General features: G+C 55.5%; 20 protein-coding genes. 10 read left to right on the plus strand and 10 right to left on the minus strand.

The genetic code is table 11. The features are described from left to right. Positions 1–10: 10 nt before the first annotated feature. From HUN04_10610 to HUN04_10625, 4 genes are all read right to left on the minus strand, one after another. Entirely contained in the window at positions 11–2917 is a 2907-nt protein-coding gene (locus HUN04_10610; GenBank protein ID WDP90131.1) for a (2Fe-2S)-binding protein, read from the minus strand. Between the two features lie 3 nt (positions 2918–2920). After that, positions 2921–3181 (minus strand): sarcosine oxidase subunit delta, encoded by a 261-nt coding sequence (locus HUN04_10615; GenBank protein WDP90132.1) that lies wholly within the window; start codon positions 3179–3181, stop codon positions 2921–2923. A 26-nt stretch (positions 3182–3207) separates the two neighbouring features. Next, positions 3208–4431, minus strand: a complete 1224-nt coding sequence (locus HUN04_10620; protein ID WDP90133.1) for an FAD-dependent oxidoreductase — start codon at positions 4429–4431, stop codon at positions 3208–3210. A gap of 304 nt (positions 4432–4735) precedes the next feature. Beyond that, positions 4736–6778 (minus strand): methyl-accepting chemotaxis protein, encoded by a 2043-nt coding sequence (locus HUN04_10625; protein ID WDP90134.1) that lies wholly within the window; start codon positions 6776–6778, stop codon positions 4736–4738. A 280-nt stretch (positions 6779–7058) separates the two neighbouring features. Between HUN04_10625 and HUN04_10630 the strand changes: the two genes are divergently transcribed. The 3 genes from HUN04_10630 to HUN04_10640 are packed head-to-tail and all read left to right on the plus strand — an operon-like array spanning position 7059 to position 9255. Continuing rightward, complete coding sequence (locus HUN04_10630; GenBank protein ID WDP90135.1) at positions 7059–7934, plus strand: MurR/RpiR family transcriptional regulator; 876 nt, start codon at positions 7059–7061, stop codon at positions 7932–7934. 52 nt (positions 7935–7986) lie between these two features. Next, the gene (locus tag HUN04_10635) at positions 7987–8745 is read left to right on the plus strand and encodes a TSUP family transporter (protein ID WDP90136.1); all 759 of its coding nucleotides are present in this window, start codon (positions 7987–7989) and stop codon (positions 8743–8745) included. Positions 8746–8766: 21 nt separating this feature from the next. Next, on the plus strand, positions 8767–9255 hold the full coding sequence (locus HUN04_10640; protein WDP90137.1) for a prolyl-tRNA synthetase associated domain-containing protein: 489 nt from the start codon (positions 8767–8769) through the stop codon (positions 9253–9255). Here the strand turns inward: HUN04_10640 and HUN04_10645 are convergent. Further along, positions 9250–10206, minus strand: coding sequence for an amidinotransferase (locus tag HUN04_10645; protein ID WDP93247.1), 957 nt, complete (start codon positions 10204–10206; stop codon positions 9250–9252). The genes HUN04_10640 and HUN04_10645 overlap by 6 nt on opposite strands. 233 nt (positions 10207–10439) lie before the next feature. Here HUN04_10645 and HUN04_10650 point away from each other — a divergent pair, with 233 nt between their 5' ends. After that, positions 10440–12068, plus strand: a complete 1629-nt coding sequence (locus HUN04_10650; protein WDP90138.1) for a diguanylate cyclase — start codon at positions 10440–10442, stop codon at positions 12066–12068. A 47-nt stretch (positions 12069–12115) separates the two neighbouring features. Here the strand turns inward: HUN04_10650 and HUN04_10655 are convergent, their stop codons facing one another. The 4 genes from HUN04_10655 to HUN04_10670 all read right to left on the minus strand — a co-directional run bounded on the left by HUN04_10655 (position 12116) and on the right by HUN04_10670 (position 16372). Further along, positions 12116–12826, minus strand: coding sequence for a transporter substrate-binding domain-containing protein (locus tag HUN04_10655; GenBank protein WDP90139.1), 711 nt, complete (start codon positions 12824–12826; stop codon positions 12116–12118). 181 nt (positions 12827–13007) lie between these two features. Next, complete coding sequence (locus HUN04_10660; protein WDP90140.1) at positions 13008–15560, minus strand: AAA family ATPase; 2553 nt, start codon at positions 15558–15560, stop codon at positions 13008–13010. A 161-nt stretch (positions 15561–15721) separates the two neighbouring features. Next, positions 15722–15904 (minus strand): hypothetical protein, encoded by a 183-nt coding sequence (locus HUN04_10665; protein WDP90141.1) that lies wholly within the window; start codon positions 15902–15904, stop codon positions 15722–15724. 204 nt (positions 15905–16108) lie between these two features. Further along, positions 16109–16372, minus strand: a complete 264-nt coding sequence (locus HUN04_10670) for a hypothetical protein (GenBank protein WDP90142.1) — start codon at positions 16370–16372, stop codon at positions 16109–16111. A gap of 137 nt (positions 16373–16509) precedes the next feature. On the opposite strand from HUN04_10670, the gene HUN04_10675 reads away from it, so the two are divergent. The 6 genes from HUN04_10675 (at position 16510) to HUN04_10700 (ending at position 23562) form a co-directional block, all read left to right on the plus strand. After that, positions 16510–17079, plus strand: a complete 570-nt coding sequence (locus HUN04_10675) for a cupin domain-containing protein (protein WDP90143.1) — start codon at positions 16510–16512, stop codon at positions 17077–17079. A gap of 19 nt (positions 17080–17098) precedes the next feature. Next, positions 17099–18766: an AMP-binding protein gene (locus HUN04_10680; protein WDP90144.1), complete on the plus strand. Its 1668-nt coding sequence runs from the start codon at positions 17099–17101 to the stop codon at positions 18764–18766. 65 nt (positions 18767–18831) lie between these two features. Beyond that, positions 18832–20139 (plus strand): aminotransferase class I/II-fold pyridoxal phosphate-dependent enzyme, encoded by a 1308-nt coding sequence (locus HUN04_10685; GenBank protein ID WDP90145.1) that lies wholly within the window; start codon positions 18832–18834, stop codon positions 20137–20139. A gap of 17 nt (positions 20140–20156) precedes the next feature. Then, a complete protein-coding gene (locus tag HUN04_10690) occupies positions 20157–21191 on the plus strand; it encodes a thiamine ABC transporter substrate-binding protein (protein ID WDP90146.1) in 1035 nt (344 codons plus the stop codon). A 12-nt stretch (positions 21192–21203) separates the two neighbouring features. Beyond that, positions 21204–22847 carry an iron ABC transporter permease gene (locus HUN04_10695; GenBank protein WDP90147.1) on the plus strand — a complete coding sequence of 548 codons (1644 nt, stop codon included), beginning with the start codon at positions 21204–21206 and terminating at the stop codon, positions 22845–22847. A gap of 1 nt (position 22848) precedes the next feature. Then, positions 22849–23562 (plus strand): ABC transporter ATP-binding protein, encoded by a 714-nt coding sequence (locus tag HUN04_10700; protein WDP90148.1) that lies wholly within the window; start codon positions 22849–22851, stop codon positions 23560–23562. A gap of 208 nt (positions 23563–23770) precedes the next feature. On the opposite strand, the gene HUN04_10705 is transcribed toward HUN04_10700, so the two are convergent. After that, positions 23771–26515, minus strand: coding sequence for a hypothetical protein (locus HUN04_10705; GenBank protein ID WDP90149.1), 2745 nt, complete (start codon positions 26513–26515; stop codon positions 23771–23773). Between the last annotated feature and the right edge of the window lie 246 nt (positions 26516–26761).

Here is a 26761-nt window from a genome sequence, read left to right on the forward strand (position 1 = left end):
TGTATTTCCCTTACATTTTCATCCGTTTGCCTTCAGGGTCATAGAACGGCATGGAAACCACCTTTGCATGGATCAGCTCCCCGTTGCACTCATCTTCATATATGGACAGCCTGGTGCCTATTTTGGACATGTGTTTTTCCACCAGGGCCATCCCCACCCCTTGTTTCAGAGAAAAGGAATCCCTGGCCGTGGCCACATAGCCGCGCACACGGTCGTCAACGATGAGGGCGCCGTCCCTGGCGGCCCGGCCGTTGTTTTCCATTTTAATGCCCACCAGGGTAAGACGGGACTCATCCCCTTCTGCCTGGCGCAGAGCCACGGCACCGACCTTCTTCCACTCGGTAAGATTCCTGGCCCACAGAAAGCCCAGGCCGATGTCCAGTAGGTTGGTCCGCTGTTCGGATTCCTGGCCCAGGATGATGTGGCATTTTTCCATTCGCAGCACGTTCTGGGCTTCCACACCAAAATTCATGATGTTCAGCGCCTTGCCCGCCTCTTTCAGCATGAGCCAGAGGGATTTCATATAGGATGAGGGCACGTGGAACTCGTAGGAGAGTTCCCCCACAAATCCCAGGCGCATGGCCTTCACCGGAATGGTGTCGGCGATCATAAATTCCTTGTATTCGGAAAAGCCGAAACCCTGGTTGGACACATCGATATCCACGACCTTTTCAAGGACCTTCCGGGCATTGGGGCCGGAAAGGTTGATGACGCCCATGGAATCGGTGAGGTTGACCAGTGCGAAATCCCAGTTGTCGTACCGGGTGTGGTAGCGGATCCATTCAACGGTCTGGCCGGCCCGCCCCGTGGAGGTGGTGAAATAATAATCGTTTTCACCCAGCTTGATCACAACGCCGTCGTCAATGACGCAGCCGTCGTCGTTGCACATGGCCGTGTATTTCACCCGGCCCTGTTTGCACTTGCTCATGTCCGAGACATAAACCCGCTGCAGGGCTTTCAGCGCATCGGGACCGTGGATGCGGAACTTGCCCAGGGTGGACCCGTCCAGCATGCCCACATTGTTCCGGACATTTTCAATTTCCTTTTTGCAGGTAAAATCATCGGAAAAATACCTGGCCCGCTGCCACACCCCGATGTTTCTGAAAACGCCGCCGTCCCTGCGCTGCATCTCGTCCATGGGGGTAATCTTGAACATATTGTGGTTGGTGCCGGCATAGGTGGCGATCTGGGTGGGTACCAGGGGCGGCCGCACCGTTGTGGGCCGGATTTTAATATCCGGCAGGGCCTGGTATTTGGCAGTAAACAGGGGCAGGTTGTGGCCGGGGATGCCGCCCTGGCCCGGCCCAAGGCCGGCGCCGGAGAACCGCTTGATCAGCTCGGGAACGTCAAAGCCCTTGTCAATGGACTGCTTGACGTTTTTGATGGTGGTGTCTTCATCAAAGCAGATGAAACTCTTGCGGCCCTTTACCGGAGCGTTTATGAATTTCGCCCCCCGGGCAGGTCCGGGCAGTTCAGCCAGTACCGCTTTTGCCTCCTGGGCCTTGGCCGTATCGCCGACGGCTTCATATCCCGCCACTTTACCGGAGACTTCAATGGACATGCCGTCTTCATACCCCAGCAGCCGGCCGGCGGCATACATTTTTTCTGGGATGTCCATGGGCAGGAAGAAATTGGTATGGGCATCGTATTTGAGCTTGGCCTGGTTCACCACCAGGGGGCCTGTCAACGGGGTGAATCCGGCGGATGCCACCAGCAGGTCGCACTCAAATTCCTTTTCCACGGTGCCGTCCACACTGGAAAGCTTCACCGATTTAACCTGTTTTTTGCCCACCGCTTCAGTGGCGACCCAGCCCTTGAGCAGAGTGATATTCCGGTCGGCTATCTTTTGCATCAGTTCAGAGTTCTGGCCGTCCTCCCGGACATCGGCGATCACCGGAACGGCCAGCCCCAGATCAAAGAGGGCAATGGCCGCTTCAAGGCCGAAATCGTGGCCGATGGAAAAAACCCCGGTCTTGCCGGGAAGAAGCCCGTAGGTGTTGGCCATTCTCAGGGCCGTGCCGGCCTGCATCACGCCCGGGCGCTCGTTGTTATCAAAGAGCAGCGCCCTTTCAATGCAGCCCGTGGCTACGACAACGGCGGTGGCGCGGATTTCAATATACCGTTCGTCAAAGGCATCGCCGTCTTTGCCCACCTGAAATCCGGTGACCAGGTTATTATTGTATACGCCCACATTGGCCGTGTGGGTGAAGACCCGGATATTGTCTGAAGCCGCCACTTCTGCAGCCAGCTGGGCCGCCCGTTCATTATAGGTCTTTCCCTCCTTATACTCGGCGGACCGGTAATCAAAGTTGCCGCCCAGCCAGGGCCGCACTTCCATGAGGATTACCCGGCCCCCCTTTTCCGCCGCCGCCAGGGCCGCTGTCATACCGGCGGGGCCGCCGCCGATGACACAGGTTTCACAGGAGGGGAAAATTTCGTCGTATTTGCCGGGCATCACATAATCCGGCGCCAGGGTGCCGATACCGGCGGCTTTACGGATCTGTTTCATGGCAACGGGCCAGATGGCGGCGGGCTTGTGCATGACATCATAGTAGAACCCGGCAGGCATGGCCCAGTCCATCTTATCCATGAAGCCCATCATGTCCTTGTCCGCAGACCCTTTGACGTTCTGTTCCTTGACGTCCATATTGGGTTTGAGAAGGGTGGTCTCGGTGCGGACATTGGGGATGCCGTCCACTTCCATCATGGTGTTGGAGCATTCGCCGTCCATGGAGTAAAAGCCTCTGGGACGGTGGTATTTCAGACTTCGGGCATAGATACGGACCCCGTTGGCATACAATGCCGTGGCAATGGTATCCCCCTCAACGCCGTAGTACTTCTTACCCTTATAGGTAAAGGGAATCTGTTCCCCGGATTTAATCTTCAGCGTGGGAAGCTGATTGAATCTGCTGGTCATCTCTTATTCCTCCCGGGCAGGTGTTGGTTGTTCCAGATTGGTGGTGGTGTCCCGAAAGGTTTTGAACCAGGATCCGCATCCGTCCCGGTGAAACCACCACTCTTCCTGAACCCCTGCCTTGCATTCGTTCAGGTGCACATATTCGCACCAGCTTTCAGGGGTCATCCCTTCTTCTTCGGGTCTGGGGCCTTTTTCTTCCCCGCCGTATCTGAATTCATATCCGTTTCGTTTTCCGCAGATCGGACATGTGAGTGTTAAAGCCATTTTATATCTCCTTCTTTCTTGTCCGATTAATTGTCCGGGGTGTAATTGACCAGGGCTGCGGTTTCGCCCATGAGCTTGTGCTCCTGGTACCGTTTCAGGTTAAAGGGGCGCAGCATGTCCGGGCACTCGTTGGTGGCCATGAACTGGGCCATGTATTTGCCCACGGCGGAACAGGATTTAAAGCCGAAGTAGCCCCAGCCGCAGTCCATGAAAAAGCCTTCGATCTGTTCGTTGCCGTCCATGATGGGGGCCATGTCAGGCGTCATGTCGGCAAGCCCTCCCCAGATCCGCATGAACCTCAGGCCGCGCAGGGCAGGCAGAAATTCCGACAGGGCCTCAGCCTGATGTTTTATGTAATGGGCCGTGTTCAGGGTGGTGTAATTGGGCCATTGGTCCATGTGGGCACCGGTGGCGATTTCGCCCTTAAGGGTCTGGTTGGCGTAGCAGTGGTAGGCGCCGGATGAGACCACATGGTTGAGAAGGGGTTTGAGGGGCTGGGTGACCATGGCCTGGATGGTGAGCACCGAGATGGGCAGTTTAATGCCCAGGAACCCGTGGATGAGTGATGCGGAATACCCGCCGGCCGATACCAGGACCTGCTTGCAGTTGATGGTCCCTTTGTCCGTGACCACCCCGGTGACCTTGCCGTTCCGGGTGTTGATCCCTGTGGCCTCGGTCTGCTGGTGGATATGGACCCCCAGCTTGGCCGCGCCCTTGGCCAGCCCCCAGACAACGGCATCGTGGCGGACCACACCGCCGGGGGGATGGAACATGGCCCCATGGATGGGATAGGTAATGTCTTCGGAAATATTCAGCGCCGGCACCAGTTCCTTGGCCTCCTTGGCGTCGATGAGATGGGATTCAACGCCGTGGAACTGGGCCGTGGCGATGGTCATTCTGGCGGCTTTCATGGCGGCCTCGGAGTGCATGAGGTTCAGATTGCCGCAGTTGTTGAACATGAGGTTGTAATCCAGCTCTTTGGTCAGAACCGGCCAGAGATCAAGGGCTTCCTTGTACAGGGGCACATTGTACTGTGTCCTCTGGTTGGCCCGGACGATGGCCGTATTCCGACCGGCGCCGCCGTAGCCGATGTAATTTTTCTCAATGATGGCAACGTCGGTAATGCCCTGTTCTTTCGCCAGGTAGTACGCAGTTGCCAGGCTGTGAAGCCCGCCGCCGATGAGGACGACATCGTAGCTGGACTTCAGCTTTTTCCTTTCTCCCCACATGGGTTTGCTTTTTCCAAACATTGGCCTTCTCTTCTTTTAGGTGATTGTTGTCTTATGCCTCCAAGAATAGCCAATACTTGATGAAAGAAACTCTGTCAAGATTTTTCTTTCATGATGAAAGAAAAACTTTCATTACATTTCAGCCACCGCCGCCAACGGGGCCAACCTCCTGAAAAATTAATGGGATACAAGAGCCAACACCATTGCACCCGGAACGCTCATCAATCAAAAAATCATTGAACAGAAATCACAAAAAAACGGGAGTACCATGGTACTCCCGTTTCATACGACTCAAAGGCCGGCGATATGCCGGCTGGCGATATGTTTATTCCACCTTAAACCGGCCCACCATCTCCTGGAGCTTGTCCGCCAGTCCGGAGAGTTCGTCGGCACTGGCGCGGACCTGGCGGCTGGAATCGGAGATTTCATCCACGGATTTGCTCACCTCTTTGACATCTCCGGCGATGGCATCGGCAGATACGGAGCTGTGGTTGATATTGTCATTGATCTCCTGGATCCCCTCGGAAACGCCGGAAACGTTGCCAGAGATCTCCCTGCCGGTGACAGACTGCTCTTCCACGGCCGCCGCAATGGTTTCAACAATCTCATTAACCTCGTCAATGACCTTGGTGATATCCTGGATCTGGACAACCGTATCCGAGGTGGCGGACTGGATGCTTTCCACCAGCTGCTTGATCTCCAGGGTGGCCTCAGCGGTCTGGGATGCCAGCCCCTTGATTTCAGCGGCCACCACGGCAAATCCTTTACCGGCCTCCCCGGCCCGGGCCGCCTCAATGGTGGCGTTCAACGCCAGCAGATTGGTCTGACCCGAAATATCGTTGATGGTTTCGGTCATATTGCTTATTTTCCCGGCCGCAGCCCCAAGGGCATCCACCTTTGCCGAGGCCTCTCCCGCCCGGGTAACGGCTGTCCCCGTTATCTGCCGCGCCTGTTCGGAATTCCTGGCGATTTCCCCCACCGTGGCGGTCATTTCCTCAATGGCCGAAGCAATCATATTTGCATTTCCGGCAGCCTGCTCAGTGGCTGCGGCAACGCTGTTCATATTCTGGCTCATGTCAGCGCATTGCCCCGATACCTGCCCGGTTCTTCCCGACATATTGGCCACCCCATCGGTCATGTCCCCTGCAACGGCGGACAGCCCCGTTGAGACCTGATTGAGGGTGGTGGCATCCCCGAGCACCCGGGTGATGATTTCCTGAATATTATCCATGAACAGGTTAAACCAGGACGCCATTTCACCGGTTTCATCGCCGCTGGACTGGTCCAGGCGCCGGGTCAGATCCCCTTCCCCCTGGGCAATATCCTTGAGCATGGCCACGGTGTTTCTGATGGGGCTGATGATCCTTGAGGTCACAAACAGGGCGATGCAGACCACCACCGCCGTCACCCCCAGGAGAATACCGATCATGGTGTTTCTCAGGGTGCGGACCGGCGCAAAAATTTCATCGGCCGCCCCGGTGGTAATCATGGCCCAGTTGACCTCGGGAATATCCACATGGTCGAATCGTACAAAGGCGTCTTTACCGGATTCATCGGTTACGATAAGTGAGCCGGATTCCCCCTTCAGTGCACGGTCGATATAGGGAGCGGCCTTGGCCATGCCCACCTTTTCGTCTTTCAGCACCAGGTCAGACCGCAGACTGGCCTCGCCCCGTACCTTCCCCACCAGGAAGCTTTCCCCGGTCTCTCCCATGCCGGTCCGCTGCTGGATGATGGCGTTGAACCGGTCAACCGGAATCCGCACAACCGCGTATCCGATGACGCCCTTAAACCGGTCCTTCATTCTGGCCATCATGAAAGCCGCCTGCTCTCCGTTGGACGGGGAATAGGCTGAAAAATCCGCCAGCACCACGGCATTGTCATCGGCCTGAACCGCCCTTTCAAAGGCGTCCCCCAGACCTGCCCCGGCTACGTTCATGCCCAGATCCGCCCCCTTGGCCGCCGTGTATATGATATTGCCCTCGGCGGATATCAGCAAAAGGTCATAGAACCCGTTTTTGTCCACCATGGCCTTGATGGGTTCCTCCTTGAACTTGACCAGGGTCTGCCAGGTATCATTTTGTGCAAGATCATTATTTTCCCCGTAGGCATCACTCAGGGTTATCATTGTATTCTTGAGGTAGGGATCGTCCTTGATGACGGACATGGAAGTACGGAGGCTGGAAAAATAATCCTTTATATGGTTGCGCTTGGTCTCCTGGATGGCGGCAAATTTGGCAACCACTTCATCCTCCAGTCCCCGGGCCGCCCGGTTCACGGCGACGACACTGACAAGGGCCAGGGGAACAAGGCTGACAAGGATGAAAGCCGTTATGAGTTTGGTTTTGATTTTTACTTTTTTCAACATTCCGCTCTCCTTACATGTTAGTCATTATGCCCCTGGTTCCCGGACCGTTCCACACGGTTCGCAATCTGCAAATGCTCTATAAATCAAATTGCCTAAAAATTAAAGATATTTTTCTCCCAGGATTCGCCGCATATGACACGAATATCCAAGAAAGAAAAACATTCAAATCACCCAGGGACCAAATGAAAGATTTTCTTTCATTTGGTCTTGACACCCTGGTCTCCGGGATGTATTTTTCCAATGAAATTGGATAATTATTTTGCAGCAAAGGCAATTATATATGAATGAATCAGCATCCCATCCTGTAATTACTGAAATCTCAGCGAAGCTGGACACCCTCACCCCCAAGGCCAAGGCCCTGGGCACCTTTATCATCCACAACCCCACCAAGGTGGTTTTCATGACCACCAAGGAGCTTGCCGAATCCTGTCATACCAGCGAAGCCACCGTGGTCCGCTTTGTGGCCACCCTGGGGTATAAAAAATACTCAGATTTCCAGGACGCACTGAAGGATTTTGTCAACACCGGCATGTCCCTGCCCGACCGGCTGGACATAAAGGATGTGGAAGAACCGGGAGTCACCCGCCTCCACCGGGGCATTCTGGAAGAATTGAACAACCTGAAATACTTATACGAAAACATAGATGTGGACCGGATGAACCAATTCGTGGACCATCTTGAAAAGGCAGAGACCATATATTTCACAGGCTCCAGGTTGTCCTATACCTTTGCCTATTATTTCGGCTGGTCCATGACCAAGGTGCGCCGGGGGGTACACATCATCAAGGGTTCCGACTCCACGGCCATGGACATGCTCACCAACGCCCCGGAAAACAGCCTGGTGGTGCTCACGGCCACCACCCGCTACCCCAACGAACTGATCAAGCTGAGCAAGATGATCCGCCGGGCCGGACATACCCTTCTGGCCCTCACCGATGCCAACCTCAGCCCTGTGATTCAATTCGCCCATCTTTCCCTGGTGGTGCCGGCCAAATCCATCCCCTTCATCGGAAATGTGTCCGGCATGCTGGCCGTCATCCAGTATCTGGTGCAGGAATTGGCCAACCGTAAGGGAAAAGACCTTCGGGCCTACCAGGAACAGCTGGAGCAGGTCTACCTGGAAAACGATATCCTCTTTAACCTTGACCCCAAATAGAGAAAGGCATAATAAGATCCTTGCTGGTCGAACTTAAATAAAAAAGGCTCCCATGGAACTTTCCCTGTTTGCATATGTGCTGCTCTTTCTCACCGGCCTTGCCGCCGGTTTTGTGGATTCCATCGCCGGAGGGGGCGGCCTCATCGCCCTGCCGGCGCTTCTGGCCACGGGCATGCCCCCCCAGCTGGCCCTGGGCACCAACAAGCTCCAGGGCAGCTTCGGCACCTTGTCCGCCACCCTCAACTTCATCCGCAGGGGCAAGGTCGGCCTGAAAGAAAACCTGTCCGGCATCGGTTTCACCTTTGCCGGGGCCGTTGCCGGGGCCTGGGCCATCCAGCAGATCCAGGCGGATTTTATCCGCCACATCATCCCCTTTATGCTGCTCTTTGTCTTTATTTACACCCTGGCGGCAAAGGACCTGGGCAAAGAAGCGGGCCGGGCCAGGATGGGAAAACATTTATTTTTCATGATCTTCGGCCTGGGCCTGGGGTTTTACGACGGATTTTTCGGTCCGGGAACCGGCTCTTTCTGGACCGGCGCCCTGCTCATCCTGCTGGGCATGGACATGACCCGGGCCACCGGCACCACAAGAATCATGAATTTCACCTCCAACATCGTGGCCCTGAGCCTGTTCATCATGGGCGGCAACGTGCTCTATACCGTGGGGCTGGTCATGGCCGGCGGGCAGGTCATCGGCGCCCGCATCGGCTCGGGCATGGCCATCCAGCGGGGCACCCCCTTTATTCGTCCCATTTTCCTGACCATGGTTTTTCTCACCATTGCCAGGCTGATTTACGTCAATTATGTTTAACCCGAATATGAAAGGATCATCATGTTACAGACCCAGGAAGAACTGCTGAAAATACTCGACGACCTCGGCATCGCCTACACCAACCACGAACACCCCGCCGTGTTTACCGTGGAAGAAGCGGCACAGCACAGCGAAGGCATAGAAGGGGCCCACTCAAAAAACCTCTTTTTCAAGGATAAAAAAAAGAAACTCTTCCTGGTGGTCACCCTGGCGGAGAAACCCATCCGAATCAAGGATGTGGGCAAGCTCATCGGCGGCAACAATATGTCCTTTGCCAAGCCCGACCTGCTCATGGAGGTCCTGGGCATGATCCCCGGCGCCGTCACCCCCTTTGCCGCCGTAAACATCGGCGACCGGGAGGTGAAAGTCGTTCTGGATGAGGAACTCATGGAAAACGATCTTGTCAACTTCCACCCCCTCACCAACACCGCCACCACCACAATTACCCCCAAGGACCTGGTTAAATTCCTGGAACACTGCGGCCAGGCCCCGGAGATTATCCGGTTATAACCCGGCCTTTTCCCGGCCCAGGATGCCGGTCATGCATCCCATGGCCCCATTGGCCTTCCGCAGTTCGTTCACGGACACCGGAATACATTCCAGGCCCTGGCCTTCATAAACGGCCAGGGTCCTGGGATTGCCCGCCGGCAGCATGATCTTCCTGGGCCCCAGCACCGTAAAATTAAAGGCCATATTGCCCACGGCCTCATCCAGATCCGCCAGGGCACGCACCTCAATCCCCCTTTCCCGGAGCAGTTCAACCAGTCCGTTAGGGGTTCTCCTGGGCCAGACATAGGCCAGATCCCGGTCCACCATGCGCATCATGCCCATGAAATGCATACACCCGTAAGGGATATCAAAGGCATGGAGGGAAATTCCCATCTCCCCCAGAAGGGTGCCGATCTGGTCAATGGCCGCCGGGCTGGTCCGGAGCCCCCGCCCGATCACTGCGGTCTTCCCGTCCACCCACATGAGATCCGCCCCCTCAAAAACAGCCCGGCCCGTCAGAATCTTTATCACCGGCACATTCAGTTCCGCCAGGGTCCGGGCCACCCGGACCTCTTCCCCGGCCCTTACCGTGGAGGCCGGCCGGGCAAGAATGGCCCCCTGGGGCGTCATGACAAAAAGATCGGCACAGTAAAGCTGGTTGGGCGTCACCCCGGGCCCGGCATCCAGGTAGTGGACAGCGACGCCGTGGCTCCGGTATACCGCCACCATTTCATCATGTTCTGCCCTTGCTTTTCCCAGGTCCAGATGCTCCGCAAACTGAAGCTCATTGACTTTTTCCTCAGGAATATCCATTTCCCCGCCCGGCCGGTGAACCAACACGGATTTCAGGGGCCGCCACTCACTGTCAATGCCGCAGTCGGCCCAAAGCGATCCAAGTTCCTGTACATGGGAGGCGGTTCTGGGAGACCACCCATCGCCGCCGTATGCCGCCGTGCCGAATGAATCCGCCATTGGGCGGCTCGTTTCACTCATGACTCCTTCTCCTTTATCTACCAATAAAATTCTTCCCTTATAATCCATCCGGTATAATTAGAAAATAAAATATAATGGATATACGAGAATAATCGGCTAATCACTTGACCCGCACATCTTTCAATGCGACTATGAAATCCTAACCCGGCGACACCCCTTTCCCGGGCATGGAATTGACGATAACCCCAAAAAAAAGACTCACCCGTAAGGTTATGATGCAATTCATCAAATCGTCACTGCAGGCGAAAGCACTTCTGATCATTCTGGGTATTTTCATTTCATTCGGCGCCCTGGATCTGATGATCAAGCACTATATTATTTATCCCAGTTTCATCGAACTTGAAATGAACGAAGCCAGAAATGACCTTGAACGGTGTAAAGAGGCCATTGACAGTGAAATCCTTTACATCGACCAGGTCTGCTTTGACTGGGCGGCCTGGACCGATACCTACCAATACGCACAGGACCACAATCCCCTCTACGAAAAAAGCAATCTGCTAATCGACACCTACACCTTAAACAAACTGGATCTGATCATCATCATTGATGATAAAAACCGGGTGGTCTGGAACAAAATCCTGGCCCCTGAAACCCACAAAGAAATTGAACTGGATTACTTCAAAGGCAAGATATTTCACCCGGGCCATGGGCTCTTTCCCTTTGACACAGAAAAACCCCTCTCCCGGCAGGGAGTTAAGGGTGTTTATAATTCAGAGTACGGACCGCTGATAATATCGTCCAGGCCCATTTTAACCAGTGCCAACCAGGGCCCCGCAAAGGGAACCATGTATATGGGACGGTTTCTGTCAAATAAAGTGATTGAATCGATCAAATCCCAGATCCGGGTTGATTTCCAGATCATCCTGCCGGCCTCCCGGGATGGGGACGGCGAATTTACCCCGCTTTCTCTGTCCATTGATGCAGAAAACGGAACATATATACGAATGGCAGAGGATATTGTCACCATGTACGCAAAATACACGGGGATTGATGGCAAACCGGCCTTCATTGTTAAAACGGACTTTGCCAGGAAAATAACTGAAAAAGGATTCGTTGCGGTCCGGTCCAGCATGATATTGATGACCATCAGCAGCCTCATCGTATTGTCCATCGTCATGGTGCTGCTGAAAATTTTTATTTTAACCCCCATTTCACTCCTGACGGAACTTACACAAAAGATCAAAGAGAATCAGGATTTCGGATCCAGAGCCGAGGTAGACCGGTCCGACGAAATAGGGGTTCTGGCCCGGGGCCTTAATGGTATGATGGACACCATTGTGGAGCAGACCGATCTTTTGATCGAGTCAAACCTGAAACTCCAGCACGCCTCTTCAACGGACGGACTGACCGGAATATACAACCGGCGTCAATTCGACGAAACATATCACAGGGATTGGGGCATGCACCTGAGGGAAAAAAAGCCCCTGGGCCTGATCTTAATGGACATTGATTTTTTCAAATCCTTTAATGATACCTATGGTCACCAGATGGGAGACACCTGCCTCAAGCAGGTGGCGGAAACCATCAGCAGGGGATTGAAACGCTCAGGAGACGTTGCGGCCCGGTACGGCGGAGAAGAGTTTGTGGTCATTCTGCCCAACACGGACCTGGCGGGCACCCTCACCGTGGCTGAAAACATCCGTCAGGCGGTTGTGGCATCAAAGATTGCCCATAAAACCTCCAGGGCGGCCAACCATGTCACCCTAAGCCTGGGTGCAGGATCAATTATTCCTTTTGATGGAATAACCCCGGACCTATTCGTCGAATATGTGGACAAGGCCTTATATTCAGCCAAAGAACAGGGCCGGAACCAGGTAACGCCTGCGGACCTTCAGATATAACCGGCGGCCATTGGCCGTCCATGCCGGATCAGGGGGCTTTATTGTCATCACCGGTAGCGGTCGTAAATCCTGACCAGGGTGCCGTCATCCTTTAATTTTTTTAGTACGCCGTTAATCCGGTCAATTAAGGTTGAATACAAAGATATCTTGCTAATGAGCATCCGGTAGGATACAGGCGTCCTGTTCATGGGCCGGGGCAGTTCCAGCAAGACATCTGCATATCCGTGCTTTTTTATCAGATACCGGGTCTGCACATTGTTCCGGACGGCGGCATCGTATATCCCGTCCCTTAATAACCTGAAAATCGCCGGATAGGTCAATTCGAAACTCAGATCCATCCCCTTTAGATTGGTTTCGGCCCAGCCGCTGCCAAGAATGTCGATGAGGCGGAACCCTTCAAGGTCTTTAGGGGTTTCAACCCGTTTAAGTGCATCCAGTCTGGGATTTCCTGCCCCCGTAAATATTTTGAAGTCCATCTGGACCACGGGGTACGCCGTGGGGAGGGTATAATTCAGCCGCTTGGCGGTACTGATGGTGCACATCCCGTCGGCCATGCCGTGTTCCACCATGAGCTGGGCTCTTTTCCATGGAAACCCCTGGTGGTCAACATCCATGTCCAGTTCCTTGAACACCATATTGACGACATCAACGAACAACCCTTTCATCTGCCCGTTTTCACACCAGCTGAAGGGTTCAAACTGATCAAAATAAACAAACCGGACCGTTTCCCGGGCAGACACCGGTGAATACAGAGACAAAATACAATTTAGGATTCCCAAAAGGATTGCCACCTTCAGGCAAGTCTTCATTTTCGCCCCGCTAAATTAATGGATTGGACATATAGCCGCACTCAAAATGCTTTACCATTAATGACTGTTCCAGGCAAATGATTCCACAGACAATATCCCTTGGCGTCCAGCAGGCACCAGAGGCCATTCATTAATCCTGCCCGGGGGACGCCATGAACCTGCGGTATGCCAGCACCGCCTTGATCTCCCCGTAGGAGACATCATCCGCCAGCCGGGTCTTGATCTGGGTCAGGGAGAGCCCGTCCGAAACCACCGCTTCAACGGCGGCCTGGGTTTCAGGGGCCACCAGGCGGTCGATGTCGAGTTCACCGGTTTCAACGTAATGGCAGAGGTGGCCATGGATGGTGCTAAAGGCAAGACCGCGCTCCTCTGCAATCTCTTCAGCAGACATGCCCTGGGAAAAAAAAGCCAGGGTAACCGCTTTGGTGCCCGGCCCTTTTTCCTTTTTGGGCTTGTCCTCCCTTTGCCTTGGGGGGGTGTCCTCCCCGCCTGCAGAGGGTTCAATTGATTTGGGTTCCGGGGGGGCCACTTCTGTGATCTTATTTTCCTCCCGATAGGCATTGACCATGGCAAGCAAATCCTCCCCGTATTTTTCCATGGTGCCGGGTCCCACCCCCTTTAAGGCCATCAGTTCGGATTCGGTGGCGGGCAGGACAACGCAGATCTGGACCAGCACCTTCTGATGAAGGATGTGAAAATGGGGCACCCCAAAGGTTTTGGCCTTTTCCGACCGCCACGCCTTAAGGGTTTTAAACATTTCGGGATGCTGGATATCCAGCTCCGTATAATCCGGCCCTTTTTTCTGTTTCCGGGCCCCTTTTCCCGGCATGGCCGCCACCCCGGCCCGGGAAACGGCAGAAAGATAGGCGTCCGGCGAAAATCCCCGGGCGCAGGAAAGGATTCCGGCCCGGCGAACGGCAATTTCCTGTTTCAAATTATCCAGGCCGTTGTTGATCTGCTTGGCCAGTGCCTTGTTGTCGGTTTCCACGCCGCCCTTTTCCAGAAATTCGCCGAATACAAAAGCGAATTTTTCACCGAACCAGGCTGACGCCTTTTGGGTCCGCTCGGCAACGGCCGGCGACTCGGATGGCACCTCCCCGGATGCCATCAGCCCGCGCAACTGGTTCAGAAATTTTTCGCTGACCGTAAAAATTTGATCCAGGGCCGCGGACTTGAAAGCGGCCATATCCGGTATGCCAAATACCCTGACCACACTGCGGTTGTTTTCCAGCAGCCGGACCACATAATGAAAAAGCCCCCGGAATGATCCGCAGTCAAAGCATTGGATCAACAGGTTCTGCTGCCAGGCAATACGGGACGCCCGGAACCGGTCCTCCAGATCCCGGCCCCGAACGGCCCCTGCCATGAAGGCGGCCACGGCCGGGTCAGCCCCCAGCCCCCGGGCAGGCATGGGGGAGGAGAGCACCAGCCCGTCCAGGGTCCGGCACCGGCTCAGGGCCACATAGGTCTGGCCGTGGGCAAAGGCATCGGTTGCGTCCACAATGGCCCGGTCAAAGGTCAGGCCCTGGCTCTTGTGGATGGTCACGGCCCAGGCCAGTTTCAGAGGCACCTGGCGGAACCGGCCGATGACATCCTCCCGGATGGTCTGGTCCTCTTCATTCACCGTATAGGCGATGTTCTCCCATTCCACCGGCTCCACTTCCACGTGGACCGGCTGCCCCCCGTCCCCCTCCTCGGGATCACAGGAGACAAACACCCGCTCCCCGATGATATTGGCCACCCGGCCGATCTTGCCGTTGTAGTAGGCCTTGTCCGGGGTGGGGTCGTTTCTCAGGAACATGACCTGGGCCCCTTTTTTAAGCACCAGCCGGTCCGGGGTGGGAAAGGCATGGTCCGGGAATTCCCCGGTCACCTCGGCCAGAAGCTCCCGGTCCGCCTCGGGGAGGCGGGCCAGCCGCTCCCGGTTAATGGCGTCGGCCTTTCGGTTATGGGTGGTCAGGGTGATATACCCGCGGTCAGGCAGGGGTTTCCTGGCGCATTGGCCGAGCATTTCTGCGGCATGGCCGTCCACCCGGTTCTCCCGCACGGCATTGAGTACATTGATAAAATTTTCATCTGACTGGCGGTAAATCTTCTCCAGCTCAATGGTGACCAGTTCACTCTGGGCCAACGCCCGACTGGAAAAAAAATAAACGGAGTCATACATGGGCTCAAGGAGCTGCCACTCGTCAGGCTTGGCCACCGGCGGCAGCTGGTAAAGGTCGCCGATGAGCAGAAGCTGTACCCCGCCAAAGGGGGCGTCGCTCCTGCGCAGCCGCCTGAGCACCTCATCCACGGCATCCAGTACGTCGGCCCGGACCATTGAAATTTCATCAATGACCAGAAGATCCAGCCCCTTGATGATCCGTTTTTTTTCCTTGGAAACCCGAAAAAACCGCCGGTTGTCCTGGTCCGTCCGGCCCGGGATATAGGGACCGAAGGCAAGCTGAAAAAATGAATGGAGGGTGACGCCGCCGGCATTAACCGCCGCCACACCGGTAGGGGCTGCCACCACCATCTGCTTGGGGCAGGTTTCTCTGAGACGCTTCAGGAAAGTGGTCTTTCCCGTGCCGGCCTTGCCCGTCAGAAAGACATGGCTGCCGGTCTGCCGGATAAAGGCGTCGGCCATGGCCATCTCGGGATTGCCCTCAAAATCGGGTATGGTTTTCTTTATCTCATTCATACCCGCACCTTTACCAGACCAGCGCCAAAGGTCAAGGGGAATTTCTTGATTAAAGAAGTGACGGTCAAAGACAGGCAGACACAAAAAATGCCCTGAAAGGAAAATGGAAATTTCAGGGCATTTTTATGATAATAAGGGAATGGCCGGGATTCCGGCTGAAATCAGTATCCGGGATAATTTTCAGGGACGGAAAAATCCCTTTGGTTCAGGTACTGATAATCGGTGTCAGACAGTTCCGGTTTCAACTCCTTTTTCTGTTCGGGATTGCAGAACGGACAGGCAGCGGCGGCAGCGGTAATGGAACTGAATTCTTTCCCGCAGTCGGGGCAGATTATTTTCTCCATCACTCCTCCTTGATTGAAATTGGCAGATGAATAACCATATCCCGCCCCTTTTCAAACATCAAGAGAAATTTTATATTTTAATTAAATTCAAATGGTTAAGACAATTTTGAAAGATTATTTTTTCGTATTTTCGCCTTGCTGCAACACCCCAAATCTGCCGGCCGGCCATACAAAAATGTCATTTTTAACCGGCCCCGCCACGGATCAGCCCTCTTCTTTGATATCCACCTGAAAGCTGTTCATGCAGTCAATGATATCTTCTGTGCGCCCCTCATCCGCCGACCAGATCACCAGTTCCGGATCCTCTATCTTCACCAGGCACTCCGGGAAAAAATCATAAAAATTATCGTCGATTTTCAACACCCGCCGGATATCCTCGGGGAATTCCGGATCCGGGACATGTTCAATCACCTCCCAGTCATCCGGCACAATGAACTCGGCCTTTATTTCCACCTTAATTTTTTTCATGACTTGCCTGCCTGACTTGATTTTTATTTATTTCCCGACTCTACAAAAGATATCCATAATACCACAATGATAAATTTTGACAAAGAAGTGTCCATATATTATAGGATAAATTTTTTTATAACCAATGGGGAGGAGTTATGCAGACCGGAAAAGTAAACCAGCGGATTTTATCGTTCATGGAAAAACGGGGAATGGATATCCAGGGCCTGGCCGACACCACCGGCCTGGATGCAGAATTTATCAAAACCATGCTGGATGAGGATGTATATCCCCCGCTGGGTCCATTGATGAAAATCGCCAGGGCTTTGGGCGTCCGCCTGGGCACCTTTCTGGATGACCAGGAATCCAGCGATCCCTATATTGTCCGCCAGGCAGAGCGGGAGGCCGAATTTTCAGTACTGGCCGGCAAAAACAAGGCCACGGCCCTGAATTTCTATGCCCTGGGCAAGGGCAAGACAGACCGGCACATGGAGCCCTTTTTCGTGGAAATCCTGCCGGAATCGGCCAAGGACAAAACCCTTTCCTCCCATGAAGGGGAAGAGTTTATCGCCGTCATCTCCGGTTCAATAGAGGTAATCTACGGCAACAAAATCCACATCCTCAACGCCGGGGATTCCGTCTATTACAACTCCATCGTTCCCCACTATGTATCCTGTGCCGGTGAGGAAAAAGCAGAAATCCATGCCGTGATCTATATTCCGGAATAAGGGGGCGAAAACAACCAAGATGGACGAAAAAACATCAGACAAGATCCAGGCATTGCAGGACCTGACCCTGGGACAGATCCTGGACCGCACCGTTGAACGATTCCCCGACAACCCGGCCATTGTATACGTGGACCGGGATTTCAGGCTGACTTACAAAGAATTTGCCCGGGTGGTGGACGAAACCGCCAAGGGCCTCATGGCACTGGGCGTGAAAAAGGGTGAAAAAGTGGCGGTTTGGGCCACCAACATCCCCTTCTGGGTCACCCTGCAGTTTGCCACGGCAAAAATCGGGGCGGTGCTGCTCACGGTGAACACCAACTATAAAACAGCGGAACTGGAATACCTGCTCACCCATTCGGAAACCGAAAACCTCTTTTTAATCGACGGATTCCAGGACACCGATTACATCAATACCGTCTACGAACTGGTGCCGGAACTGAAAACCTGTCAGCGGGGCCACCTTAAATCCGAAAAATTTCCCCACCTCAAACGGGTGGCCTTCCTGGGCCCTGAAAAACACCGGGGCATGTACACCATTCCCGAGATCCGGTCGCTGTCCGTGATGGTCAGCGATGAGGACTATGAGGCCCGCCAGGCATCCCTGGATCCCCACGAGGTGGTCAACATGCAGTACACCTCGGGCACCACGGGCTTTCCCAAGGGCGTCATGCTCACCCATTATAACATCGGCAACAACGGGTACTGGATCGGGGCCAACCAGAATTTCACGGAAAACGACCGGGTCTGCCTGCCCGTGCCCCTGTTCCACTGCTTCGGCTGCGTGCTCGGGGTGCTGGCCGCCGTGAACCACGGTACCTGCATGGTGGTCCTGGAAGGCTTCGACCCCCTTCTGATCATGGCCTCGGTGGAACAGGAAAAGTGCACCGCCCTCTACGGGGTACCCACCATGTTCATCGCCGTGCTGGACCACCCCATGTTCAATAAATTCGACTTTTCCTCCCTGCGCACCGGGATCATGGCCGGGTCCAACTGCCCGGTCCACGTCATGGAGCAGGTCATCGACAAGATGAACATGACCGACATCACCATCTGCTACGGCCTCACCGAGGCCTCTCCGGTGATGACCTACACCCGCATCGACGACGATATACGGGTGCGGGTGGAAACCGTGGGCCGGCCCCTGCCCCATATCGAGGTCAAGGTGGTGAACCCTGAAACCGGCGAAGTGCTGCCCGCCGGCAGCCAGGGCGAGGTCTGCTGCCGGGGCTACAATGTGATGAAGGGCTATTATAACAACCCCGAGGCCACGGCCGAAGCCATTGACAAGGACGGCTGGCTCCACTCCGGCGACCTGGGCGTCATGGACGGGGCGGGCAACCTCTCCATCACCGGCCGCCACAAGGATATGATCATCCGGGGCGGGGAAAACATCTATCCCAAGGAAATCGAGGAATTTCTCTACCGCATGGACGAAATCCTGGATGTACAGGTGGCCGCGGTCCCCAGTAAAAAATACGGGGAGGAAGTCGGCGCCTTTGTCATCCTCAAGGAGGGGGCCGACCTTGAGCCCAGCGATGTCAGCGATTTCTGCCGGGGCAAGATCAGCCGGTATAAAATTCCCAGGTACGTCCATTTCCTCAATGAATATCCCATGACCGCCTCGGGCAAGATCCAGAAGTACAAACTCTCTGAAATGTCCGTTGATATCTGGCCGGACAGAAGGTAGAATAGGCCCCGGCCGGCAGCAATGCCCGCCGGCCGGGCACTCTCCCTTTAAATAAGGACGGTATCATGGCATTGTACTCTGATAGAACCCGCATTATAGGCACGGAAAACGCATTTAAAATCGGCCCCCATATTTCCCGGGTGGAAGCCTCAGGCACCCCAGTGGTCCGACTGAACCTGGGCGAACCCGACTTTACCCCGCCGGACTGGGTACTGGACGAGGTGATTTTTCATCTGCGGGCCGGCAATACCAAATACTGCGACCCCATGGGGCTGGCCTCCCTTCGTCAAGCCATCGCAACCCAGGTCGGCGAGACCCGGGGACTGGATATTTCAGCGGACCAGGTCTGTGTCTTCCCAGGGGGGAAACCCGCCATCGCCTTTACCCAGCAGCTCTACTGCAACCCAGGCGATGAAATCATTTACCCCAGCCCGGGCTTCCCCATTTACGAATCCATGGTGGCCTATTTCGGGGCCGTGCCCGTCCCCCTCCACCTGGAGGAATCGGAAAACTTCACCTTTGGTGCGGATCAGCTGCGGGACCTGATCACCCCCAGGACCAAACTTATAATCCTCAACTTCCCCTCCAACCCCACCGGAGGGGTGGCGGACAGAAAACTGCTTGAAGAAATCGCAGAAGTGATCCTCTCCAATTGCGGCAGGGATGTGCGGGTATACTCCGATGAAATCTACGAAAACATCATCTTTGACGGGGCCGTCCATGCATCCATCGCCTCGGTGCCGGGCATGGAGAAACGCACCCTCATTGCCTCGGGTTTTTCCAAATCCTTTGCATGGACCGGCGGCCGCATCGGCTATATCGTCACACCCACGGCAGCGGAGGCCCAGGGGTTTAAACAGCTGAACATCAACTATTTTTCCTGCATCCCCCCCTACAATCAGGAGGGGGCCAGGGCCGCTATGGAACACCCGGAGAGCCGTGCCTGGATGGAACATATGACCTCGGCCTTTCAACGCCGCCGGGACCTGGTGGTAAGCACATTGAACCAGATCCCCGGCATCCGCTGCCAGCTTCCAAAAGGTGCCTTTTACGCCTTCCCTAATATCTCGGAACTCTGTGAATCCCTGGGGGTGATCGACGCCTTTGACCGCCTCCCCGAAGAACTGAAACAGCGCACCTCGGTCTCCGGCCTTTTCCAGATGTTCACCCTTTATGCCCACGGGGTGGCGGTGCTGGACCGATCATCCTTCGGCAGCATCGGCGCCGAAAACAGACATTTTATCCGCCTCTCCCTGGCTTCGGGCCGGGAGGAACTTGAAAAAGGCCTGGCGGGCCTGGCTTCGGCCGGTGCGGACCGGGACGGATTTGCCCGGTTTGCCACCGATACCCAGGCCCTCTCCGAAATCCTATAATTAATTAAGGAGCATACATGAAATTAAAATACTTCTGCCTGATTCTCATTTCCCTGGTCTGGATAATATCCCCGGTCCAGGCCGCTGAAAAGCAAATCACCATCATGACCCACGACAGTTTCAGCATCAGCAAGCCGGTGCTGGCGGACTTTCAAAAAGCCCTGGGCGCCAGGGTGGTGATCCTTCGGTCCGGGGACGCAGGCGAGGCGTTGAACAAGGCCATCCTTTCAAAAAACAATCCCCTGGCCGACATATTCTACGGGGTGGACAACACCTTTTTCAGCCGGGCCCTGGACGAAGATATATTCATTCCCTACGCCCCAAAAGTGCTGGCGAACCTGGCACCGGAACTCCTGATGGATCCGAAGCACCGGCTGGTGCCCGTGGATTTCGGGGATGTCTGCCTCAACTACGACATCCAATGGTTCAAGACCCGCAAGATTGAACCGCCCAAAGGCCTTGAAGACCTGGTCAACCCGGTTTACAAAGGACTCACCGTGGTCCAGAACCCGGCCACCTCCTCACCGGGCCTGGCCTTCCTGCTGGCCACCGTCAGCCGCTTCGGCGAAAAAGGTTACATCGACTATTGGAAACAATTAAAGACCAATGATCTTCTCATCGTCAACGGGTGGAAGGAAGCCTATTGGGGCCATTTCACCGCTGCCTCCAAGGGGGACCGGCCCATCGTGGTCTCCTATGCCTCCAGCCCGGCGGCCGAAGTTTTTTATGCGGAGACCAAACCGGATCAGGCCCCCACCGGGGTGGTGATCGATAATGGTTCCGCCTTCAGGCAGGTGGAATTTGCCGGTATCCTTAAAAACAGTGCCAGCCAGGATCTGGCCAAAAAGGCCATGGATTTCATCCTCTCCCCCCGGTTCCAGGAAGACATCCCCCTGCAGATGTTCGTCTTTCCGTCCAACACCAAAGCGGCTCTGCCCAAAGTATTCACCGACCATGCCCGGATCACCGGCGACCCGGCCCGGCTGGACCCGGAACTCATGGATAAACACCGGGACCGGTGGATCCGGGAATGGACAGAAGCTTTATTATAGCGAAGCAAGCTTGTGAAAAAACAGATTTACACCCATCCCTATTTTCTGGCCGGCCTTGTGCCGGCCCTGTTTTTCCTGGTCTTTTATTTTTATCCCCTGTCGGGAATTTTCCTTAAAAGCTTTTTCCCCAAAGGGGAGGTGAACCTTCTCTTCCTGGACCAGGTACTGGGGTCGGCCCGGATGATGAAAATCATCTGGTTCACCTTCTGGCAGGCGGCCCTCTCCACCCTTCTGACCCTGGCCTGTGCCCTGCCCGCCGCCTTTGCCATGGCCAATTACGAATTCAGGTTTAAAAAGACATTGCGCCTGCTGGCCTCCATCCCCTTTGTGCTGCCGGCGGTGGTGGTGGCAGCGGCCCTGGAGTCCTGTTTCGGCCGGACCGGATGGATCGGCGAGATCCGCCATCCCCTGGCCCTGATCCTCCTGGCCCATGTTTTTTACAATTTTTCAGTCATGCTCCGGATCATCACCGGCTATTGGACAAGTCTCCAGGGGGAGATCCGGGAAGCGGCGGCCATGCTGGGGGCCTCCCCGGCCCAGGCCTTTTTCCATGTAACCCTGCCCCTGCTCAGGCCGGCAATTTGGGCCGGGGCCCTGCTGGTCTTCATCTTTTGTTTTTCCTCCTTCGGCATCATCCTCATCCTGGGAGGGCCGGGTTACGCCACCATTGAAGCCGAAATTTACCGCCAGGCCGCCCATCTGTTCAACCTGCCCCTGGCCTCCTTTCTCTCTTTGGTGCAGATCGTTTTCACCTTCGGGCTCATGAGCCTGTACACAAGATTCAGCAAAAGGGCGGCCCAATTCATCCCCAAGGCCGGGGAGATCCGGCTGAAACCGCCGGAACGGCCCTGGGAAAAATCCCTGGTGGCCGGCACCGCCCTCTTCATTATCATTGTCTGCGTGATGCCCATGGTTTCCCTGGCGGCAAGCTCCCTGGTCCACAACGGAGATTTTTCCCTGGCCTATTACCGGGCCATATTTGAAAACACCACGGACTCGGTATTTTACGTGCCGCCCTTCCAGGCGGTTCAATACTCTTTTATCTTTGCGGCCGGGGCCCTGGCCATTGCCCTGGTGGCCGGGGTATGCGCCGCCCTGTTCATCACCCATGCCGACCGGCATATCAAGAGCCGGCTGGCGGCCTTTTTCGATCCCCTGTTCATGCTGCCCCTGTCCACATCCGCCGTGACCCTGGGATTCGGCATCATCATCACCCTGGACCATCCGCCCCTGAACCTGAGGACCTCCCCCTTTCTCATCCCCCTGGTCCACGCCCTGGTGGGATTCCCCTTTGTACTCCGCGCCCTGCTGCCGGCCCTGAGGACCATCCCGGCCCAAATGGGAGAGGCCGCGGCCATGCTGGGGGCATCTCCCCTGAAGGTATTGCGGCACATCGACCTGCCCCTGATGTCCAGGTCACTGGTGGCCGGGGCGGTATTTGCCTTTACCATCAGCCTGGGGGAATTCGGGGCCACCATTTTTGCGGCGCCGCCCACCACCCCCACCATCCCCATTGCCATCTACCGGTTCCTGGGCCAGCCCGGCGCCATGAACTACGGCCAGGCCATGGCGGTGTCCACCATTCTCATGGCCGCCACGGCCCTGGGCTTTATCATCATAGAAAACCTGAGACCCGGCAACGCCGAAGGGATTTAATATGGAAGACCAACTCGTCATTGAAGATATTCTGGTTACCGAAGAAGACGGCACACCGGTGATGGGCCCCCTGGACCTCAGCCTGCCCCGGGGAAGCAAACTATCCGTGCTGGGCCCCTCGGGCAGCGGGAAAACCACTTTGCTGAGGCTCATCGCCGGCCTGGTATCCCCGGACCGGGGCCGCATCCGGTTCAACGGCAGATCCATCATCGGCCTGCCGCCCCATAAGCGGAATTTCGGCCTCATGTTCCAGGAATACGCCCTTTTCCCCCACCTCAACGTGTTTGAAAACATCGCCTTCGGCCTTAAAATGAAAAAGGAATCCAGGTCCGCCCAGGACAAACGGGTAAACCAAATGCTGGACCTCACCGGCCTCAAAGGCCTGGAGACCCGCAGGGTGGACGAACTTTCCGGCGGGGAACGCCAGCGGGTGGCCCTGGCCCGCACCCTGGCCCCGGGGCCTGAACTGCTCATGCTTGACGAACCCTTGAGCGCCCTGGACCGGGTCCTGAGAAAGCGGCTGCTCTCCCAGCTCACCGATATTCTGTCGGCCCTGAACATCACCACCATCTTCGTCACCCACGACCATGAAGAGGCCTTTGCCGCAGGCACCCAAATACTCCTGCTCAACGAAGGCAGAATCGTTCAGCAGGGCAGCTCTGAAGACCTATTGCACAGCCCTGCCACCCCCTGGGTAAAGCAATTCATGGCCTGACAGCAGCCAATATTTTAGGCCACCTCTAATAATCGTCTTTTGTTTCGATTTCTTCGTTGCAGGAAAATTTTAATCCTCGAAATATTCAAGATATTCCTCCGGTTAAAATTTTACTATGCCTTGAACTCAAACCAAAATCCTTAATCATTAGAGATACCCTTTATATGTTACCATCTGCGGTAAGGCCGCCGGCCCCCTCTTAAAACACTTAAAACTCCCCGTCCATGGAATCTGCCTTCTGGGGCAAGGCCTCAGTTTTTTTTCCGGGGAGGCGGGCCTGTCTCTGCCCCCGGGTCAAGGCGGGGATGCCCTGGGCAGCCCCCTTTGCCCCCCTTGTTTTCTGCCCTGAAATCAGCAGTGCAAGGTCTCCGACATAGTCCCTGAGCTGCTCGGCCTGGGCATTCATCTCCTCGGCTGCAGCGGCGGACTCTTCTGCATTGGCAGCATTTTGCTGAACCACCCGGTCCATTTCAGATACCGCATTATTGACATTATCAATGCCCATGGCCTGTTCCTGGGAGGCCACGGCGATTTCAGCCACAAAGGCATTGACCTTTGAGGTGCTGTCGGCCACCCTGCCGAAGGCATCATTGGTCTCGGCCATGAGGCTGGAACCTTCATCGACTTTTTTTACCGTCCCCTGGATAAGGCCGGCGGTATTCTTTGCCGCATCTGCCGCCCGCATGGCCAGATTTCTGACCTCGTCGGCCACAACGGCGAACCCTGCACCGGCCTCTCCTGCCCTGGCCGCCTCCACGGCAGCGTTCAGGGCGAGCAGGTTGGTCTGGAAAGCGATTTCATCAATGGTTTTGATTATCTTTGAGGTTTCCTGGCTGGCCCTGGATATCTCATCCATGGAAAGGGTCAGGGTCGACATGGACCGGTTGGCGGTTTCCACCATCTGGTTGGCCTCTTTCATGATTCTGTCGGCCTGGTCTGCATTCTGGGCATTCTGACGGGTCATGGAGGCCATCTCTTCCATGGAGGAAGAGGTTTCTTCAATGGCGGCCGCCTGCTGGGAGGAGCCTTCAGCCATGGACTGGCTGGAATCTGAGACCTGGCCGGCGGCAGCAGCCACCTGGTCGGCCCCTTCGGTCATGCCCAGGGTGATCATGTTAATGGGCCGGCTGATGGACCTGGAGATGAGAAAAGCCAAACCGGCAATGGCCGCAAGGCTGATGCAGGAAATAATCAGGGTCAGCCGCCTGATGGAATCGGCCGGGGCAAAGGCCTCGGCCTTATCGATCTCTGCGATCAGGGCCCAGGTGGTCCCCCCGACCTGAAGGGGGGTAAAGGCGGAGAGCACCGGATTCCCGTTATAATCAAGGAGAATTTTCTCCCCTGTTTTCCCTGACAGGGCCTCCCGGGAGGCCTCGGTATCCACCCTGCCCGCAGCCGGATGGGCAAAGGAGGCCATAACCGAATGGCCCTTGGGGTCCAGGAAGCTGTCCGACCGCATGAGCAGGTCGCTGCCCACAAGATAGGTCTCACCGGTTTCCCCCATTCCCTCCCTCTCCTGCATAATCCGGTTGATGGCCCCAAGGGAGAGCTGGAGCCCCACCACCATCTCAACCTGATTATCATGGACCACGGCCTGGGCGATAAAGGCGGCCGGCTGCCCGTTGCTCGGGGCGTAGGGTGCAAAATCCGCCATCCCGAATTCACCGGTTTCCAGCACCTTCCGGACCAGTCGGCCGAGGCCGGAATCCGCATATTTGCCCCTGAGGAAATTGGTCCTGTAATCTGCCTCCCGGGCCACGGTATAAAAGGCATACCCGTCCGGATTGAAAAGGAAGAGATCATAGTAGCCGTACATCCGGGTATATTTTTCAAAAAAATAGGCACCGGATGCATCCTTTGGGCAGAAGGCCTCGGCCACATCCACCTCGGCTAAAAGCCCCCAGGTGGTGGTTCCGATGCTCAAAGGGGTATAAGAAGAGAGCACGGGATTGCCGTTGTAGTCAAGGACGACCTTAAAACCGGTATCTCCGGCCAGCGCCGCCATTGATGCCTCGGTTTCAACTTTTCCCTTTTCAGGATCGGCAAAGGAGGCCTCAACCGAATGGAATTTTGGGTCAAGGAAGGAGTCGCTGCGCATGAGCCGGTCCGGGCCGACCAGATAGGTCTCCCCCGTCTCTCCCAGGCCGGCCCTCTCTGCCATGATCCGGTTTATGGCATCAATGGAAATCTGGAGCGCCACCACACCGATGATCCTTTCCCCGTCCCGGATGGGCGCCGCCACAAACTGGGCCGGCGCCCCTGCGGAAGGTGCATAGGGACGGGTATCGGAAACGGCCACCTCCCCTTTCAGGGCAGCGGACCAGACATCCTTGAGAGAAGAGGCCTGGGCACCGGCATCAATGCCGAAGTCCGCCTCCTTTGTAACGGTAAAGAGGACGGCCCCATGGTCGGCGTCCAGAAGGAAAAAATCGTAATACCCGTATTGCGACATATAATAGGCCAGATGGGGATAATAACGGTCATGGACCGCCTGATAATCCCCGGGCGCATCATATTTTCCATTGGTATGCCCCTTGAACCGCCCGCCCTTGACCCCGCCGAGCCGGTCAAAGGAATCATGGAGCGCCTGGTAGGCCTCCAGTATATAAGGGTCCCGGGACAGTACCCGGGCATCCACCATCCGCTCCTTGAAAAAGGACTGAATCTGGGATTTTTTGATTTCCCGGACCGCCGCGAGCTTGGCCATGGCCTCCTCCCTCAGGATATCAACCGTCTCAACCAGCACCCCCATATCCCCTTTGCGCTCCTCAAAAAAACGGGAAATCTCAGCCTTTTTAACCTCCCTCATTCCCCTGAGCTGGCCGTAGGCCTGTTCGGACAGGGCCCTGGCCGACTTTAAATAGCTTGCGGTTCCGATGACCGCAAACGGAATCAGGCCCACCAGTAAAAAGGCTGTCATCAGCTTCGCCCCGAGGCTCATCTTTCTTACCATGCTAACCTCCCAATAAAAGAATGATCGTATTTAGGATTCTTGATACACATTCAATCCATTGCCCGACGAAAAGAGGGCAAAGCCCTTCGGCATGATTAAAACCCTATGAAAAAAAATGCTGCGGTGGTGGTTCCGCCCAGAAGCCTTAATATGAAAATGAATCTTATGATCGCCGAATTTGGATATCTGGATTACGATATTATATTAAAGCAAAGTCTACATCAATTCGCCGATTGAATCAAACCC

The organism is Desulfobacter sp., from assembly GCA_028768525.1.
Taxonomy (GTDB): domain Bacteria; phylum Desulfobacterota; class Desulfobacteria; order Desulfobacterales; family Desulfobacteraceae; genus Desulfobacter.